A 16,057-nucleotide genomic window follows, 5' to 3' on the forward strand; every position below is an offset into this window, starting at 1 on the left:
AGCGGACGAAACACCGGGAACACTCAACAAGAACAGGGAGTCTTGCAAATGATCAGAGGTCTGAAGATCGCCGCGGCAGCGGTGCTGCTGGGCGTTGCCGGCATGGCCGCCGCGCACGCCGAAGAGATCAAGGTCGGCTTCTCGCCGGAAGCCTATCCGCCGTTCTACACCCAGGATGCCTCCGGCAAGTGGGAAGGCTGGGAGGTCGAGATCGTCAACGCCATTTGCGACGAAGCGAAGCTCGACTGCGTGCTGACCCCGATTCCGTGGGACGGCCTGATCCCCGCGCTCAAGACCAAGAAGATCGACGCGATCATGAACTCGATGTCGATCACCGAGGAGCGCAAGAAGGAGATCAACTTCTCAAGCAAATACTACAACACGCCGACGGTCGTGATCGGCGCCAAGGACCAGAAGTTCGACGCCACGCCCGAAGGGCTCAAGGGCAAGGTGCTCGGCGTCCAGGTTTCCACCATCCACGCCGCCTACGCCAAGAAGCACTTCGGCGACGCCGCCGCCGAGATCAAGGAATACCAGACACAGGACGAAGCCAATCAGGATCTCGCCGCCGGCCGCCTCGATGCCACCCAGGCTGACTCGATCGCGCTGGGCGACTTCCTGGCGTCGGACGCCGGCAAGGCCTGCTGCGACCTCAAGGGCGAAGTCGCGCCCGATGATGAAGTGCTTGGCCTCGGCGTCGGCGCGGGCGTGCGCAAGGAAGACACCGCGCTGCAGGAAAGGCTCAGCGCCGCCATCAAGGCCATTCGCGACAATGGCAAATATGCCGAGATCACCAAGAAGTACTTCGATTTCGACATCTACGGCGCTGCCAGCCAGGCCAACTGAGGCTTAGTCCCTTCGACCGGGCGGCTGGTGCATAGCGCCGCCGCCCGGAATGCCGGCTGTACATCCGAGCGGGAGAACCAAGCTGTCTGACTTCCTTGCAGCCGTCTTCGGACACGGCACCCTTGAGCTATTGGCGCTCGAACCTCCCGGCCGGGGAGCGTTCCTGCTCCTGGGCTTGATGAATTCCATCATGATTGCCGTCGGCGCCACGGTACTCGGGCTGACGATCGGGATAGCCGGCGCCTGCGGCAAGCTCTATGGCAACCCGGTGATCAAGGACCTCTGCGAGGTCTACACCACGCTGGTCCGCGCGGTTCCGGAACTGGTGCTGATCCTGCTCCTCTATTTCGCCGGCACCGACCTCATCAACCGGGTGCTTGCCGTCTGGGGCTATCCGCCGGCCGACATCAACGGTGTTGTGGCGGGCATATTTGTGCTCGGAGTCGTGCAGGGCGCGTACTCGACCGAGGTGCTGCGCGGCGCGATCCTTGCCATCCCGCAGGGACAGATCGAGGCGGCCCGCGCCTTCGGCATGCCGCTGATGCTGATGCTGAAGCGCATAACTTTGCCGGCTATGCTGCCCTTCGCCATACCGGGCCTTGCCAATCTTTGGCTGATCGCAACCAAGGACACCGCGCTTCTGGCCATCGTCGGCTTCAACGAACTGACGCAGACCACACGCACTGCCGCAGGCGCGACCAAGGCCTATTTCACCTTCTTCATGGCCGCCGGCGCGCTCTATCTTGCGCTCACTTTGTTCTCCAACCTGATACTCGGCCGGGTCGAGCGCTGGGCAAGACGCGGGCTGCCGTCCGTGGGGGGCGCGGCGTGATGTCGAGCGAATCCTCTGTCCTGACAGCCGCCCCACGGACCTCAGCCTGGCTTCAGCCGCACCGGATCGTGCTGATACTGATTGCCGCTGCGCTGGTGCTCGCTTCCGTCTTCTACATGCGCTGGGACTGGCTGCCGCGCTATCTGCCGATTGCCATCGAAGGCATCTGGCGCACGATCTGGCTACTGGTAGCAAGCGCCGGGCTCGGTATCATGCTGGCCATTCCGCTCGGCCTCGTCCAGGCCACCGGGCCAAAGATCCTCTCCGTTCCAGCCAAGACGTTCTGCACCATCATCCGCGGCACGCCGCTCTTGCTGCAGGTTTGGCTGCTCTATTACGGGCTGGGCTCGCTCTTCCCGCAATTCCCGTGGATCCGCGAATCCTTCATGTGGCCCTATCTCAGGCAGGCATGGCCCTATGGCCTGCTGGCCCTGACGCTCTCCTTCGCCGGCTATGAGGGCGAGGTGATGCGCGGTGCCTTTGCCGGCGTGGCGCGCGGGCAGCTCGAGGCCGCGCGGGCCTTCGGCATGAGCCGCTGGAAGATATTCCGCCGCATCTGGCTGCCGCAGGCGGTCCAGCGGGCGCTACCGACGCTGGCGGGCGAAACCGTTCTGCAACTGAAGGCCACGCCGCTGGTGGCCACCATCACGGTGGTCGACATCTATAACGTCGCATCGCGCGTGCGGCAGGAGACCTTTGTCGTCTACGAGCCGCTGCTGCTGCTTGCACTGGTCTATCTCTGCATCACCGGCATCATCGTCTTCGCCTTCCGCAAGCTGGAGGCCCGGATTCCGGCGCGACTGGGGTGAGCATGACCGAAACTGTCAGGCTCGGCCTCGACGAGGCGCTGTCGCTTTGCCGCGAAGCGGCAATGCGTGCCGGGGCCAGCCTCGACACGGCGGCAGCCCTCGCCAAAGCTTCCGTCGACGCCGAGCGAGACGGCCAGGCGACCGTCGGCATCGCCCATCTCGTCGATTATCTCGAGGCGCTGGAAGCCGGCCGCATCGACGGCAAGGCCGAGCCGGAGCTTTCGCGTCCGGCCTGCGCCATCATACTGTCGGACGCCAGAGGCGGCTCGGCGCATCTGGGTTTTGACCGCGCCTTCGACGACCTTGCGCAGACCGCGCGGCAGCTTGGCGTGGCCGTCTTCTCGCAGCACAACGCCTTCACCTGCGGCTCGCTGGGCTATTTCGTCGGCCGCCTGGGCGAGGCGGGGCTGGTCGGGCTCGCCGCCACCAACGGCCCCGCACTGCTGGCCGGCTCGGGCGCAACCAGACCGGTCTATTGCACCAACCCGCTGGCTTTCGCCGCCCCCGTGGCTGGCGGCGCGCCGCTGGTGATCGACCAGGCCTCCAGCGCCACCGCCTTCGTCAATGTCCGCAAGGCCGCGCATGAGGGACGCGCCATCCCCGAGGGCTGGGCGCTCGACGCGGAAGGCCGGCCGACCACCGATGCCAGAGCGGCGGTGAAGGGTGCCCTGCTCGCCTTTGGTGGCGCGCGCGGCGCAAACATCGCGCTGATGGTCGAGGTTCTGGCCGCGGGCCTTTCAGGCGCCAACTGGTCGCTCGACGCGCCTTCCTTCACCAGCGGCGAGCAGAGCCCGGGTGCGGGGCTGTTCGTACTGGCGCTGGAGCCCAAGCTCCTCGATCCAGATTTTTCGGAACGCATGGCCGCCCAGATCAAGCGGCTTTCAGGCGACTATGGCGTGCACATACCGGGCCTGGCCAAGGCGGCGGCACGCGAACGCGCAGAGCGCGACGGCATCGCCATCGACAAGACGCTGTACGACCGGCTTGCCAATTGGAAGAGACGCTGAGCCTCCGCGCCCTTCTCCTCGGCGCATAAAGAAGCCCCACACGCCGGCGGGGCTCCAGTTCCGGTCAGGGATGGGGGGGTGGACTCAGTGATGGCGCTTCAGCCAGGTGTCGATGTCTTTTTCGGCCTGCTCGGAGTCCTTGCCGTAGCGTGCCTGGAGACGTCCAGCGAGCTCTTTGCGCTTGCCCTTGATGACGTCGAGATCATCGTTGGTGAGCTTGCCCCACTGCTGCTGTACCTCGCCTTTGAACTTTTCCCAATTACCTTCAACCTGGTTCCAGTTCATCTGAATCTCCTTGATTTCATTGAGATTTGTGGCCGGCGCTCGGCGCGAACCGAAAAGTCAACGGGTCAGAACGCCTTCGGTTCCCTCTAAAAAACATGAATAAGGCATTCAACTTCATGTCACGGCTCGACACGCTCGATCGCTCCGGCGGATTCTTCTTGTTGACAATACGGCGCAAAGCCGGCTCGCGCGCCCTTTGCCTTTATCGCGAAAATCATTATGAACGAGCCTAGCCAAGCCAGAAGGGCGTACGACCGGAGCCAGACATGACCGAAATCCTCCAGATCCCCAAACTCGTCACCGTTTTCGGAGGGTCCGGTTTCATTGGCCGCCATGTGGTGCGCGCGCTCGCCAAGCGGGGCTATCGCGTGCGCGTCGCCTGCCGAAGGCCCGAGCTCGCCGGCCACCTGCAGCCCCTGGGCAGCATGGGCCAGATCCAGCCGGTCCAGGCCAACATACGCGTGCGCTGGTCGGTCGACCGGGCCGTGGAGGGCGCCGATCACGTCGTCAACCTCGTCGGCATCCTTGCCGAATCGGGACGGCAGAAGTTTCCGGTGGTGCAGGAGTTCGGCGCGCGCGCCGTTGCGGAGGCTGCCCGCGCCGTCGGCGCAGGGCTGACCCATGTCTCGGCTCTGGGCGCGAATGCGCAGTCCGAATCCGTCTATGCCCGCACCAAGGCGGGCGGCGAGCGGGCCGTGCAGGAGACGATCCCCGATGCGACGATCTTCCGTCCGTCTATCGTGTTCGGCCCCGAGGACGGTTTCTACAACCGCTTCGCCAACATGGCCCGTTTCTCGCCGATTCTGCCGCTGATCGGCGGCGGCACCACCCGCTTCCAGCCGGTCTATGTCGTCGACGTCGCCGAGGCGATCGCGCATGCGGTCGAGGGCAGCATCGAGCGCGGCCGGATCTATGAGTTGGGCGGCCCCAACGTGCTGACCTTCCGCCAGTGCATGGAAGAGATGCTCGATGTCATCCACCGCCGCCGGATGCTGGTGTCGGTGCCTTGGTGGGCTGCGAGCCTGCAGGGCGCAGTGCTTGGCATGCTGCCCGGCAAGCTTTTGACCTCCGACCAGGTGACGCTGCTGAAGTCCGACAACGTGGTGTCGCCGGAAGCCGAGCGCGAAGGCCGCACCTTCGCCGGCATCGGAATCATGCCGCAATCGACCGCGACGATCCTGCCGAGCTATCTCTGGCGCTATCGCCCCGCCGGCCAGTTCTCGCGCGACAACGAGGCCTGAACCAGGCCACGTTGCCCAACCTCTAACAGGGGTCGAGGCGCTTGGTCATGAAGACCCGCTTCAACCCCTGCTCGACGGCACGGTGCGTTTCGACATAGCCGGTCCGCCTGTAGAGCGTCTGGTTCTCTGTCATCAATTCATGCGTATAGAGCCGTATGGCGAGAAAGCCTGCGGTCCGCGCCTGGCTTTCGGCGAAATCGAGCAGCCTGCGCCCATACCCCTTGCCCTGCGCCGCCGGATGCACCGCAATATTGTCGAGAAGCATCGCATCCCGCTCCGGGATCAACACCAGAATCCCGACGATCGCATCCCCCTCGGCAAGCACGTGCACGGCCCCCGCGGCGATCCTGGCAACATAGTCGTCCAGCATCGGGCCCGGTTGCTGCCCGATGCGCGCGATATAGCCGCAATAGGCCTCGTGGACGAGCGCCTCTACCGCCGCAAGATCGTCGGGCGCGGCAAGACGTAGTTCAGTCATAAGACATCCCCCCTTGTCATAGCCTGCCCGGACGAGCCGCTATGCCATTTTGTGCCGTCTGTTCACGCTGCCAGGGCGACCCGAAAGCGAAAGCTGCGTCTCCTGCTTCTGGCGCGTGGCGACCACCTTGCCCTTGGCGACGACGCAAAGGCGCTCGGCGCGCAGGCGCAGCGCCTCGACCGGATTGCCGGCATCGAGCACCACGAGGCTCGCCGTCTTGCCGACTTCGAGGCCGAGGTGGTCGAGGCCCATGATCTCGGCATTGGTCCGGGTGACCATGTCGAAGCACTGGCGCATGCCCGCCGGGCTGGTCATCTGCGCCACATGCAGGCCCATGAAGGCGACGTCGAGCATGTCGGCGGTGCCGAGCGGATACCACGGGTCGAGCACGCAGTCCTGGCCGAAGCCGACCTTGATGCCGGCCTTCAGCATTTCGGGCACGCGCGTCATGCCGCGGCGCTTGGGATAGGTGTCGTGGCGGCCCTGGATGACGATGTTGATCAGCGGGTTGGGGCAAGCCGAAACGCCGGCCTCGGCAATCAGCGGCAGGAGCTTCGAGACGTAGTAATTGTCCATGGAGTGCATGGAGGTGAGGTGCGAGCCGTTCACCCTGCCCTGCAGGCCAAGACGCTGCGTCTCATAGGCCAGCTGCTCGATGTGGCGCGAGTTCGGATCATCCGTCTCGTCGCAATGCATGTCGACCATCAGGCCGCGTGTCGCCGCGATCTCGCACAGCTCCGTCACCGAGCGGGTGCCGTCGGCCATTGTGCGCTCAAAATGCGGAATGCCGCCGACGATCTCCACGCCCATGTCGAGCGCGCGGATGGTGTTTTCGCGCGCAGTGGGCGAGCGATAAAAACCGTCCTGCGGGAAGGCGACAAGTTGCAGGTCGATGTAAGGCGCGACCTCTTTCTTCACCTCCAGCAGCGCCTCGACGGCGAGCAGCCGGTCGTCGCAGGTGTCGACATGGGTGCGGACGGCAAGCAGGCCCATCGAGACGGCCCAGTCGCAATAGGCGAGCGCGCGGCTCTTCACCGCCTCATGGGTCAGCAGCGGCTTCAGCTCGCCCCAGAGCGCGATGCCTTCCAGGAGCGTGCCCGAGGCATTGATGCGCGGAATGCCGTAGGAGAGCGTCGCATCCATGTGGAAATGCGGATCGACGAAAGGCTGCGAGACAAGATTGCCGGTGGCATCCACCACCTTGGCCGCCTCGGCCTCGAGCTTTGGCTCGATGGCCGCGATTTTTTCTCCACGGATGCCAATGTCTGCGACGTTGCCGTCGGGCAGAATGCCGCCACGGACAATCAGGTCAAAACTCATCTCTCGCCTTTCTGGTAGGGGATCATCAGCGCCTTGGGATAGGTAGCGCGGCGCGCCACCAGGATCAGCGCCAGGATGGACAGCGCATAGGGCATCATCAGGAACACCTGATAGGGCACCACGCCGCCGGAAATCTGCTGCAGGCGGATCTGATAGGCATCGAAGGCGGCAAAAAGTATGGCGCCAAGCAGCGCCTTGCCCGGCCGCCATGAGCCGAACACCACCAGCGCGATGCAGATCCAGCCGCGGCCGTTGATCATCTCGAAGAAGAAGGAGTTGAAGGCCGACATGGTGAGGAATGCGCCGCCGACCGCCATCAGCGCGCTGCCGACCATGACCGCACCCATGCGGATTCCGGTGACGCTGATGCCCTGTGCCTCGACGGCGGACGGGTTTTCGCCCGCCGCGCGCACGGCCAGGCCGATCGGCGTGCGGTAGAGCATCCAGGCAACCACGGCGACCGTCACAAAGGCCAGATAGGTGAGCGGCGTCTGTGAAAACAGCGCCTCGCCCAGCACCGGTATCTTCGACAGGCCGGGAATGGGCAGCGGCTGGAACGGCTCGATCTTGGGCGGCGTGGTGACCTGCGGCAGCGCCAGCCGGTAGGTGAAATAGGTGAGGCTCGTGGCGAGCAGCGTGACGCCGATGCCCACCACATGCTGTGACAGGCCGAGCGGCACGGTCAGCGTGGCATGGAGCAGGCCGAACATGGCGCCCGCAAGCGCCGCGACGGCCACGCCGGTCCAAAGGTCGCCGCCGGAATAGACGGTGAACCAGCCGGCAAAGGCGCCGACGGTCATGATGCCTTCGATGCCGAGATTGAGCACGCCCGCGCGCTCGCAGATCAGTTCGCCCATGGTGGCGAAGATCAGCGGCGAGGCGATGCGGATCGCAGCCACCCAGAAGGAAGCGGTGAAGAGGATTTCGAGGGCCTGCTCCATCACTTCCACCTCACCCGATAGCGCGTCAGCAAAATGGCGGTGACCATGGTCAGAAGCGCGGTCGCCACCATCACCTGCGCGATATAGCTCGGCACGCCGGCCGTGCGGCTCATGGCGTCGGCGCCGACGAAGATGCCGGCGACGAAGATGGCCGAGGCGATGACGCCGAGCGGATTGAGCATGGCGAGCATGGCCACCACGATGCCCGAATAGCCGTAGCCGGGGGAGAGATCGAGGGTCAGGTTACCCTTCAGCCCCGACACTTCCGAGAAGCCGGCAAGAGCCGCGATGCCGCCGGACAGGATCGCCGTCTTGATCAGCACGCCGTTCACCGGAATGCCGGCGAAGTTGGCGGCTTCCTTGTTGTTGCCGACCGCGCGCATTTCGTAACCAAGCACCGTTTTCTTCATCACCACCCAGGCGACGATGGCCGCGACCACCGCGATGACGAAGCCATAGTGCAGGCGCTTGCCCTGGATGATGCGCGGCAGCTGCGCGTCGGCGATCACCTTGGAGGATTGCGGCCAGCCAAGGCCCGTCGGGTCCTTCAGCACGCCTTCCAGCAGCATGGACACGAAAAGCAGCACAATGAAGTTGAGCAGCAGCGTGGTCACCACCTCGTCGACGCCGAAGCGCGTCTTGAGGATGGCGGGGCCGAGCAGCAGCAGCGCACCGGCCGCCATGGCCGCGATCATGATGATCGGGATCAGCAGATAGGACGGCAGTGGCAGCGCGCCGGTGCCGAGCACCACCGTCACCACGCCGCCGATATAGAGCTGGGCCTCGGCGCCAATGTTCCAGAGCTTTGCGCGGAAGGCGACGGCCACCGCAAGCCCGGTGAAGATGAGCGGCGTGGCGCGGGTCAGCGTTTCAAGAAGCGCGAATTGCGAGCCCGCCGCCCCCTTTGCGACGAGGTAGAAGACGGAGAGCGGCGAGGCGCCCGCCGCCAGCACCAGCAACGAGGAGATCACGAAGGTCGCGATGATCGCGCCCACGGGATAAAGCAGCGTGACCGCCAGCGAAGGCGCGGGTTTGGGTTCAAGCCGCATTGGTCACCTCGCCATGGCCGGCCATCAGTTCGCCGAGCTCGCGGATGCTGCGCTCGCCGCGCTTGGAGGGCGAGGAAAGCTGCCCCTTCGACATGACCAGGATGCGGTCGGACAAGGCCAGTATTTCCTCCAGGTCTTCCGAAATCAGCAGGATCGCCGCGCCCCTGTCGCGCGCTTCCAGCAGCCGGCGATGCACGAAGGCAACGGCCCCGACATCGAGCCCACGCGTGGGCTGGTTGGCTAGGATCACGGCCGGCTCGGAATCGAGCGCGCGGCCGAGAATGAGCTTTTGCATGTTGCCGCCGGAGAGTAGCCGGATGCGCGCCTCGGGCGACGGGCATTTGACGTCGTAGTCGCGAATGATCTCTTCAGCGAAGTTTCTTGCCGCTTTCCAGTCGAGAAAGCCGTGGCGGCTGAAGCGCGGCGTGGCGTAGCGCTCGGAGATGACGTTCTCGGTGACGCTCATGTCGCCGATGCTGCCGACCGCATGGCGATCCTCGGGGATACGGCCGATGCCGTTGGCAAGGGCCGCGCGCGGCGACCAGTTGCCCGCCACGGACCCGCCGATGACGATCTCGCCGGACGCCGGCTGCATCGTGCCGGAGATCAGCGACGCAAGCGCGGACTGGCCGTTGCCGGAAACACCCGCCAGCCCTGTGATCTCGCCGGCGCGGAGCGCGAGCGACAGGCCATCGAGGCGCGTGGTCGTACCTTGACGGGCGGTCGAGACGTTCTTCAGCTCGAATACGACCGGGCCGGTCTTCGGCGCGCTCACCGGCGGACTGGCCACTTCCTGCCCGACCATCAGCGCGGCAAGTTCGGTACGGTTGGTGGTGGCGGTCGCACGCTCGCCGGCCAGCGTTCCGGCGCGCAGCACCAGCACACGGTCGCTGACGGCCATGACCTCATTCAGCTTGTGCGAGATGAAGATGATCGACAGGCCCTGCGCCACCAGCAGCTTCAGCGTGCGGAACAGCGCGTCGGTCTCGGCTGGCGTGAGCACCGCCGTCGGCTCGTCGAGGATGAGGATGCGGGCGTCGCGATACAGCGCCTTGAGGATTTCGACGCGCTGGCGCTCGCCCACCGAGAGGGTGGCGACGGTGGCATCGGGATGCACGGTCAGGCCGAAATCGGCCGAGAGCTTTTCGATGCGCCGCCGCGCGGCCGCACGATCAAGGCGAAGCTTCCAGGGGCTCTGCGTGCCGAGCGCGATGTTCTCCAGCACGGTCATGTTCTCGGCCAGCGTGAAATGCTGGTGCACCATGCCGATGCCGGCATCGAGCGCAGCGCGCGGGTCGCCCGGCGGCAGCGGCTTGCCGAAGGCTTCCACCGTGCCCTCGTCGGCCACGTAATGGCCGAACAGGATGTTCATCAGCGTGGTCTTGCCGGCACCGTTCTCGCCCAGCAGCGCGATGACCTCGCCGCGCCTCAGCGTGAAGGAGATGGCGTTGTTGGCCACCAGCGGGCCGAACCGCTTGGTGATTCCATCGAGGCGCAGCACGGCGGGCGCCCGCTCTTCAGCAACACCACCACGGACAAGGAGCGACGCCTCCAAATCACCAACCCCTCAGTTCAGCGGGCGTCACTTCCAGCCCTGTCCGGTATTACGCCATGGGCCCGCCGGAGAAGCGGGCGCGCCGCGGCCGGCAGACGAGCGGCAGCGTTCGAAGCCTGGCCGGCCCTCACGCTGTCGCCCATGCGGCCTCGGGCTCACCTTTTCACCGCAAGCGGCGGGAAGGTAAAGCCGTCGTCAGTTGGATTTCGGCTCGGAGTCGTCGATTTCAACAGTGAAGGAGCCGTCCTTGATGGCCTTTTCCTTCTCGGCGACCTTGGCCATGACCTCGGCCGGCACCTTGCCTTCGAAGGTGCCGAGAGGCGCCATCGAGCAGCCACCGTCCTTCATGAAGGAATAGACGCCGTAATCGGCGGCCTTGAAGGTTCCGGCCTTCACCTCGGCAATCGCCTTGTCCAGCGTCGGCTCGAAGTGCCACAGCGCGGAGGCCACGACCGTTTCCGGATAGTCCGCCTGGGTGTCGATGACGTTGCCGACCGCCAGAACATTGCGCTCCTTGGCGGCATCAGAAACGCCGAAGCGCTCGGCATAGAGCAGGTCGGCGCCGCCGTCGATCTGGGCGAAAGCGGTTTCCTTGGCCTTGGGCGGGTCGAACCAGGAGCCGATGAAGGCGACCTGGAACTTGGCGTCGGGCGCGCTTTCCTTCACGCCGGCCATGAAGGCGTTCATCAGCCGGTTGACCTCGGGGATCGGGTAGCCGCCGACCATGCCGATGTTCTTCGACTTGGTCATGGCGCCGGCGATGATGCCGGTGAGGTAGGACGCGTCCTGGATGTAGTTGTCGAAGGGCGAGAAGTTCGGCACGGCCTCGTCGGCCTTGAAGCTCGAGCCCATCAGGAAGGCGACGTCCGGATAGTCCTTGGCGACCGCGCGGGCGGCGTCCTCGACGCCGAACACCTCGCCGAGGATCAGCTTGTGGCCGGCCTCGCAATATTCGCGCATCACGCGCTCATAGTCGTTGTTGGAGGTGTTTTCCGAATAGACATACTCGATGTCGCCGCGTTCCTTGGCGGCGTTGGCGGCCTTGTGGATGCGGCTGACCCACTGCTGCTCGACCGGCACGGTGTAGACGGCCGCAACCTTCAGGGGCTCGGCGGCAAAGAGACGGGCGGGCGAGCCCGCTATGGCGGCGAAAGCGGCACCCGCACCCGCGGCCTTCAGGACCGAACGGCGCGAAACGCCGGCAAATTCCGTCGCATTCTTGTTCTTGTGCATTGTACGACCACCTCTGGCTTTCTTAGGCCCGGACCCCGCGCCCCGACCCCCTTTGTATGCCGGCAACGCTATTCGATTTCCCGAAAACCGGCAATTGGCAGGCAAAGCCTATCCACCGCCGGCGTTTCGTCCCGCCAAGCATCGTTAGTCGACAAATCGGATGCAACTTTTGGTTTTTTACGACCGCAATGCCTATATCGGTGATAAAGGTTGTCCACCAGCGACGGAACGCAATGACGCGGACCCTGGCTCTTCCCGAAAGGACCCGCAACACAATGGCGAAAAAGCCTAACTACGGCCAGGAACGCAGAGACCGCGACCGCATCAAGGCCGCGAAGAAGGCCGAGAAGGCCACCGCCAAGGCAAACAAGTCCGAACGCAAGCCGGACGAGGTGAACGAACTGGAGACGAAGCAGGACTAGGAGTCGCCACCGAGCAGCGGGCTTCCCGTCAATGAATTCAGGAGTATGAAATGAAGCCTCTCGCGACCGAACAGAAATTGGACAGGACGGACGCGGCAGCGCGCCAGATCATGAACGCCGAACTTGCTGCTCGAGAAAAGAAGACCGCCCGGCTGCGTGCACTTCGGCAGGAAAAAGAAGCGGCGGAGCGCGCGGAAGCGGCGAAGAATCCTCCTCCGGTGAAGCGCGCCCGCAAGAAAGCCTCCTAGAACGGGTTCAGGGTGCCTTGTCGCTGATCAACACGTCGGCCTCACGGGCCGCAGCGATGAAGGCGCGCCTGGCCGCCATGACCGGCTTGTTGCCGGCAATGGCGTCATGACAGGCCTGGAGGGCGGCGCGATGCTTGGGGCTTCTTTTTCCCGCCCAGTTGTTGAGAAGAAAATCCGAAGCCTCGCGGGCAGTCTTCAGGATTTGGTGATTTCCGGTGTCACCGAGCTTTACGGTGAGCGGAACGTCAAAGCGATCGTTTTGCATTCCTGCTCTTACGCCCTTGCGCAGGCGAAAGCGAGCATCGAAACGTTTTTCTTCGCGGAAGCCCGTTTCGCTTTTGCGACCGGCCCGTTCTAGAGAACGAAAACTGACGCACGCAAAAGCGCCTCTAGCGCCTTGAAGGCTTCGCCTGCGCTGCGGTCTGCCTTCAAACCGTTGCAGGGTCCAGCGGCGGCTCGTCCTTGTGGCGCGCAATCAGCGTCGCAAGGTCGGCGTTCCGGAACGCGTCGCGCAACGCGTCGAACGACGGCAGGACAAAATAGGCACGCTGGAACTTGTCGATCTCGTAGGCAGTGCGCATCACCGTCTCGATTTCGAAGGGCACGCGATGCGCGTCCGGGCTTTCGACCGCGAACTGCAACTCGCTGTAGGACGACATCAGCCCCGCGCCGAACGCCTTGAGCGGCTGGCCGGCCTCCTGGATGAGGCTGAATTCGGCGGTGTACCAGTAAAGCCGCGAGATCATGTCGTGGCCGCCGAGCTCAATCGCGCCACTGGCTCTTTCGCCGTACTGCTGCATGAAATCGGCGAAAGCCGGCTGGGTCAGCGCCGGAACATGGCCGAAGAAATCGTGGAACATGTCGGGCTCGACGATGTAGTCGAGCTCTTCCTTGGTGCGCAGCCAGTTGGTGACCGGGAAACGCCGGTTGGTCAGATGCACGAAAAACGGTTCCGCCGGGATCAGGCCCGGCACGGCGACGAGTTCCCAGCCGGTGAGCTTGCGCAGTTTCCGGCTGACCTCGTCGAAATCCGGGATACGCTCGAGCAATCCCAGCGCCTCGACGCCATCGAGATAGGAGCGGTGCGCGAGCCGCTTGGTCAGCTTGGTCTGGCGGTCGCAAAGGATGCGCCACACCTCCTGCTCGCTGTCGCTGTAGTCGTAGTCCTGCCGGACTGTAAAATCGGCGCGGCAGACGGAATAGTTGCCGCGCAAACCCTGGGCCGCACATTCGCGGGCATAAGCTTCGACGCTGATATTCATGACCATGTCCTCCACAAAAGCAGAATACCGTCTGATCCGGAGGGGTTTTTGCCTAATCCATCGATATGGCCGCGAATTTGAGGTAAATTCAGCGCAAGATCTAAATCGGGGAGTGAAAATGCCTCAATTCGACGATTTCGAGATCAAGATGCTCGACGTCCTGCAGCGTGACGGCCGCAAGCCGGTGTCGGAGCTGGCGCAGGAGATCGGCCTGTCGACCACGCCCTGCGCCCGCCGCTTCGACGCCCTTCAGGATGCAGGCGTCATAAATGGCTTCAGCGCCGTCATCAGTCGCCGCGCGGTGGGGCTGATGGTAGAGGTGTTCATCCAGGTCCGGCTGACCAGTCACAGCGACGAGTCACCGGAGCACTTCATCACCGCCGTGCAGCGCATGGACGAGGTCTCGGCCTGCTGGACGATGACCGGCGAATACGACTTCCTGCTGCACGTGATGGTGCCGAGCGTGGACGATCTCAACGACTTCGTCATGCACCGGCTGATGCGCCTGCCGGGCGTGCGCGACGTGCACACCCAGCTCGTGCTGCAGAACATCAAGGGGCCGGGCCATGTGCCGCTGGGCCATTTGAAGAAGTAGGATCGAGCTTGCTCGTCCTTACGGAACGATCAGCGTTCCCGCGCCATGCTCGGTGAACAGCTCCAGCAGCACCGAATGCGGGGTCTTGCCGTTGAGGATGACCACGCCTTCCACACCGCGCTCGATGGCTTCGATGCAGGTCTCGACCTTGGGGATCATGCCCCCGGAAATGGTGCCGTCCTTGATCAGTGCCCGGGCCTCGGCCACCGTCAGCTCGTCGATGAGGTTCTTGTCCTTGTCGAGCACGCCCGGCACGTCGGTGAGGAACAACAGGCGCGAGGCGTTCAGCGCGCCGGCGATGGCGCCGGCGAAGGTGTCGGCGTTGATGTTGTAGGTGTGACCGTCGCGGCCGGGCGCCACAGGGGCGATCACCGGGATCATCTCCGAGCGGGCCAGGAGGTCGAGCAGGGTGCGGTCGACCTCGACCGGCTCGCCGACGAAGCCCAGATCCAGCACGCGCTCTATGTTGGAGTCGGGATCGACCATGGTCTTCTTGGCCTTTTCGGCGAAGACCATGTTGCCGTCCTTGCCGCACAGGCCGATCGCCCACTCGCCCTCGGCATTGATGAGCGCGACGATCTCCTTGTTGATCGAGCCGGCCAGCACCATCTCGACGATCTCGACCGTCTTCTGGTCGGTCACGCGCAGGCCGCCCTCGAATTTGGACTCGATGCCCATCTTGGCGAGCATGGCGCCGATCTGCGGGCCGCCGCCGTGGACGACGATGGGATTGACCCCCGACTGCTTCAGCAGCGCGATGTCGCGGGCAAAGGCCTTGCCGAGCTCATTGTCGCCCATGGCATGGCCGCCATATTTCACCACCACGGTCTTGTTTTCGTAGCGCTGCATGTAGGGCAGCGCGGCCGAAAGAAGGTTCGCCTGCTCCGCCGCCTTGGCCGCGATGTCCGTCGATGTCATGAGGATTTCCCCGTCGGATGGAATCGGCGGTTACTTAGCGGCAAAGGCAACGGGGAGCAATCGGCAAGCTGATCGGAAACCGCCCAGCCTCACGATGTCGCGGGCTTGAAGTCCAGCGCGACGCCGTTGAGGCAGTGGCGCTTGCCGGTCGGCGGCGGGCCGTCGTCGAAGATGTGCCCAAGATGGCCGCCGCAACGACGGCAATGAACCTCGGTGCGGGTCATGAAGAAAGAGGTGTCTTCTTTCGTGCGCACCGCGTCGGGCAGGGGTTCCCAGAAACTCGGCCAGCCAGTGCCGGAATCGTATTTGGCGGCCGAGGAATAGACGGCGAGGTCGCAGCCGGCACAGTGATAGATGCCCTTGCGCGTCTCGTGGTCGAGCGGGCTGGAGCCGGCGCGCTCGGTGCCTTCCTTGCGCAGCACGGTAAACTGCTCGGGCGTCAGGATCTTGCGCCACTCGTCTTCGGACTTGTCGATCTCGAAAGTCTCGGCCAGAGCTTCGCCCGACCGCCTGCCGCGCAGGAACTGGCCGGTGACCAGGAAAGCGGCAGCGGCAGCGCTGCCAAGCAGGACATGTCGACGGTTCATCGCTCTCTCCTCCGCGGCGCAGTCTATTGCGACCACGGTCCCACAGGCCAATCAACTCGAATTGAACCGCGTCGCCGCGGTGGAGGCCCGAGCGCTTCGTGACCAAGATCGAAGGGTCCTAAGGCAGCTTCGCGGCCAGAAGATCGATCTTGTGCACTGTCGGCGGCTCGGCCAGCAGTTCATCCACCCTGGCGAACAGGGCCGTCGCGACCGCGCCGGTAAGATGCGCCTCTCGCCCCGCCTCGTCTGGAAAGGCGTCGAAGATGCCGTAAGTGGAGGTGTCCATCTTCAAGGCGAACCACGCCGTGGTCGCCGGCTCGCGCTCGACCAGCGCCAAGCCGCCCTTGAGGAAGGCTTCGACCTCGGCTTCCTTGCCCGGCTTGGCTTTCAATCTCACGTAAAGTGCCTTGCTGACCATCGCGTCCTCCT

20 protein-coding genes are annotated in these 16,057 nt (G+C 64.4%); 8 read left to right on the forward strand and 12 right to left on the reverse strand.

Going from position 1 to position 16,057, the window contains the following annotated elements:
• Window positions 1-48 precede the first annotated feature (48 nt).
• From ABLE85_RS20445 to ABLE85_RS20460, 4 genes are all read left to right on the forward strand, one after another.
• Complete coding sequence (locus tag ABLE85_RS20445) at window positions 49-846, forward strand: transporter substrate-binding domain-containing protein (RefSeq protein WP_348794552.1); 798 nt, start codon at window positions 49-51, stop codon at window positions 844-846.
• A gap of 130 nt (window positions 847-976) precedes the next feature.
• Window positions 977-1,678, forward strand: a complete 702-nt coding sequence (locus ABLE85_RS20450; protein WP_348794553.1) for an ABC transporter permease subunit — start codon at window positions 977-979, stop codon at window positions 1,676-1,678.
• Window positions 1,678-2,487, forward strand: a complete 810-nt coding sequence (locus ABLE85_RS20455; RefSeq protein WP_348794554.1) for an ABC transporter permease — start codon at window positions 1,678-1,680, stop codon at window positions 2,485-2,487. Before ABLE85_RS20450 ends, ABLE85_RS20455 begins: the two co-directional genes overlap by 1 nt.
• A gap of 2 nt (window positions 2,488-2,489) precedes the next feature.
• On the forward strand, window positions 2,490-3,494 hold the full coding sequence (locus ABLE85_RS20460) for an Ldh family oxidoreductase (protein ID WP_348794555.1): 1,005 nt from the start codon (window positions 2,490-2,492) through the stop codon (window positions 3,492-3,494).
• Window positions 3,495-3,578: 84 nt separating this feature from the next.
• On the opposite strand, the gene ABLE85_RS20465 is transcribed toward ABLE85_RS20460, so the two are convergent.
• Entirely contained in the window at window positions 3,579-3,779 is a 201-nt protein-coding gene (locus tag ABLE85_RS20465; protein ID WP_348794556.1) for a CsbD family protein, read from the reverse strand.
• A 266-nt stretch (window positions 3,780-4,045) separates the two neighbouring features.
• Between ABLE85_RS20465 and ABLE85_RS20470 the strand changes: the two genes are divergently transcribed.
• On the forward strand, window positions 4,046-5,020 hold the full coding sequence (locus tag ABLE85_RS20470; RefSeq protein ID WP_348794557.1) for a complex I NDUFA9 subunit family protein: 975 nt from the start codon (window positions 4,046-4,048) through the stop codon (window positions 5,018-5,020).
• 22 nt (window positions 5,021-5,042) lie between these two features.
• On the opposite strand, the gene ABLE85_RS20475 is transcribed toward ABLE85_RS20470, so the two are convergent.
• The 6 genes from ABLE85_RS20475 to ABLE85_RS20500 all read right to left on the reverse strand — a co-directional run bounded on the left by ABLE85_RS20475 (window position 5,043) and on the right by ABLE85_RS20500 (window position 11,596).
• A complete protein-coding gene (locus ABLE85_RS20475; protein ID WP_348794558.1) occupies window positions 5,043-5,498 on the reverse strand; it encodes a GNAT family N-acetyltransferase in 456 nt (151 codons plus the stop codon).
• A gap of 39 nt (window positions 5,499-5,537) precedes the next feature.
• Complete coding sequence (locus ABLE85_RS20480) at window positions 5,538-6,818, reverse strand: amidohydrolase family protein (protein ID WP_348794559.1); 1,281 nt, start codon at window positions 6,816-6,818, stop codon at window positions 5,538-5,540.
• Window positions 6,815-7,759, reverse strand: coding sequence for an ABC transporter permease (locus ABLE85_RS20485; RefSeq protein WP_348794560.1), 945 nt, complete (start codon window positions 7,757-7,759; stop codon window positions 6,815-6,817). The genes ABLE85_RS20480 and ABLE85_RS20485 overlap by 4 nt, the downstream gene beginning before the upstream one ends.
• The gene (locus tag ABLE85_RS20490; RefSeq protein ID WP_348794561.1) at window positions 7,759-8,808 is read right to left on the reverse strand and encodes an ABC transporter permease; all 1,050 of its coding nucleotides are present in this window, start codon (window positions 8,806-8,808) and stop codon (window positions 7,759-7,761) included. Before ABLE85_RS20490 ends, ABLE85_RS20485 begins: the two co-directional genes overlap by 1 nt.
• Window positions 8,798-10,363, reverse strand: coding sequence for an ABC transporter ATP-binding protein (locus ABLE85_RS20495; RefSeq protein ID WP_348794562.1), 1,566 nt, complete (start codon window positions 10,361-10,363; stop codon window positions 8,798-8,800). Before ABLE85_RS20495 ends, ABLE85_RS20490 begins: the two co-directional genes overlap by 11 nt.
• Window positions 10,364-10,558: 195 nt before the next feature.
• Entirely contained in the window at window positions 10,559-11,596 is a 1,038-nt protein-coding gene (locus tag ABLE85_RS20500; RefSeq protein ID WP_348794563.1) for a BMP family protein, read from the reverse strand.
• Between the two features lie 275 nt (window positions 11,597-11,871).
• Here ABLE85_RS20500 and ABLE85_RS20505 point away from each other — a divergent pair, with 275 nt between their 5' ends.
• Together ABLE85_RS20505 and ABLE85_RS20510 are read left to right on the forward strand one after the other, a co-directional pair.
• On the forward strand, window positions 11,872-12,018 hold the full coding sequence (locus ABLE85_RS20505; RefSeq protein ID WP_348794564.1) for a hypothetical protein: 147 nt from the start codon (window positions 11,872-11,874) through the stop codon (window positions 12,016-12,018).
• Between the two features lie 50 nt (window positions 12,019-12,068).
• Entirely contained in the window at window positions 12,069-12,266 is a 198-nt protein-coding gene (locus ABLE85_RS20510) for a hypothetical protein (RefSeq protein ID WP_348794565.1), read from the forward strand.
• Window positions 12,267-12,273: 7 nt separating this feature from the next.
• Here the strand turns inward: ABLE85_RS20510 and ABLE85_RS20515 are convergent, their stop codons facing one another.
• Both ABLE85_RS20515 and phhA read right to left on the reverse strand, forming a co-directional pair.
• Window positions 12,274-12,741, reverse strand: a complete 468-nt coding sequence (locus ABLE85_RS20515; RefSeq protein ID WP_348794566.1) for a DUF982 domain-containing protein — start codon at window positions 12,739-12,741, stop codon at window positions 12,274-12,276.
• Window positions 12,695-13,528, reverse strand: a complete 834-nt coding sequence (phhA, locus tag ABLE85_RS20520) for a phenylalanine 4-monooxygenase (protein WP_348794567.1) — start codon at window positions 13,526-13,528, stop codon at window positions 12,695-12,697. Before phhA ends, ABLE85_RS20515 begins: the two co-directional genes overlap by 47 nt.
• A 118-nt stretch (window positions 13,529-13,646) precedes the next feature.
• On the opposite strand from phhA, the gene ABLE85_RS20525 reads away from it, so the two are divergent.
• Window positions 13,647-14,123, forward strand: a complete 477-nt coding sequence (locus tag ABLE85_RS20525) for an Lrp/AsnC family transcriptional regulator (RefSeq protein ID WP_348794568.1) — start codon at window positions 13,647-13,649, stop codon at window positions 14,121-14,123.
• Window positions 14,124-14,141: 18 nt separating this feature from the next.
• Here the strand turns inward: ABLE85_RS20525 and argB are convergent, their stop codons facing one another.
• The 3 genes from argB to ABLE85_RS20540 all read right to left on the reverse strand — a co-directional run bounded on the left by argB (window position 14,142) and on the right by ABLE85_RS20540 (window position 16,046).
• On the reverse strand, window positions 14,142-15,041 hold the full coding sequence (argB, locus tag ABLE85_RS20530) for an acetylglutamate kinase (protein WP_348794569.1): 900 nt from the start codon (window positions 15,039-15,041) through the stop codon (window positions 14,142-14,144).
• Between the two features lie 89 nt (window positions 15,042-15,130).
• A complete protein-coding gene (gene msrB / locus ABLE85_RS20535; RefSeq protein WP_348794570.1) occupies window positions 15,131-15,628 on the reverse strand; it encodes a peptide-methionine (R)-S-oxide reductase MsrB in 498 nt (165 codons plus the stop codon).
• 118 nt (window positions 15,629-15,746) lie between these two features.
• Window positions 15,747-16,046, reverse strand: coding sequence for an antibiotic biosynthesis monooxygenase (locus ABLE85_RS20540; RefSeq protein WP_348794571.1), 300 nt, complete (start codon window positions 16,044-16,046; stop codon window positions 15,747-15,749).
• Between the last annotated feature and the right edge of the window lie 11 nt (window positions 16,047-16,057).

This window comes from Mesorhizobium sp. KR1-2 (assembly GCF_040045035.1).
In the GTDB taxonomy this organism is placed as follows: domain Bacteria; phylum Pseudomonadota; class Alphaproteobacteria; order Rhizobiales; family Rhizobiaceae; genus Pseudaminobacter.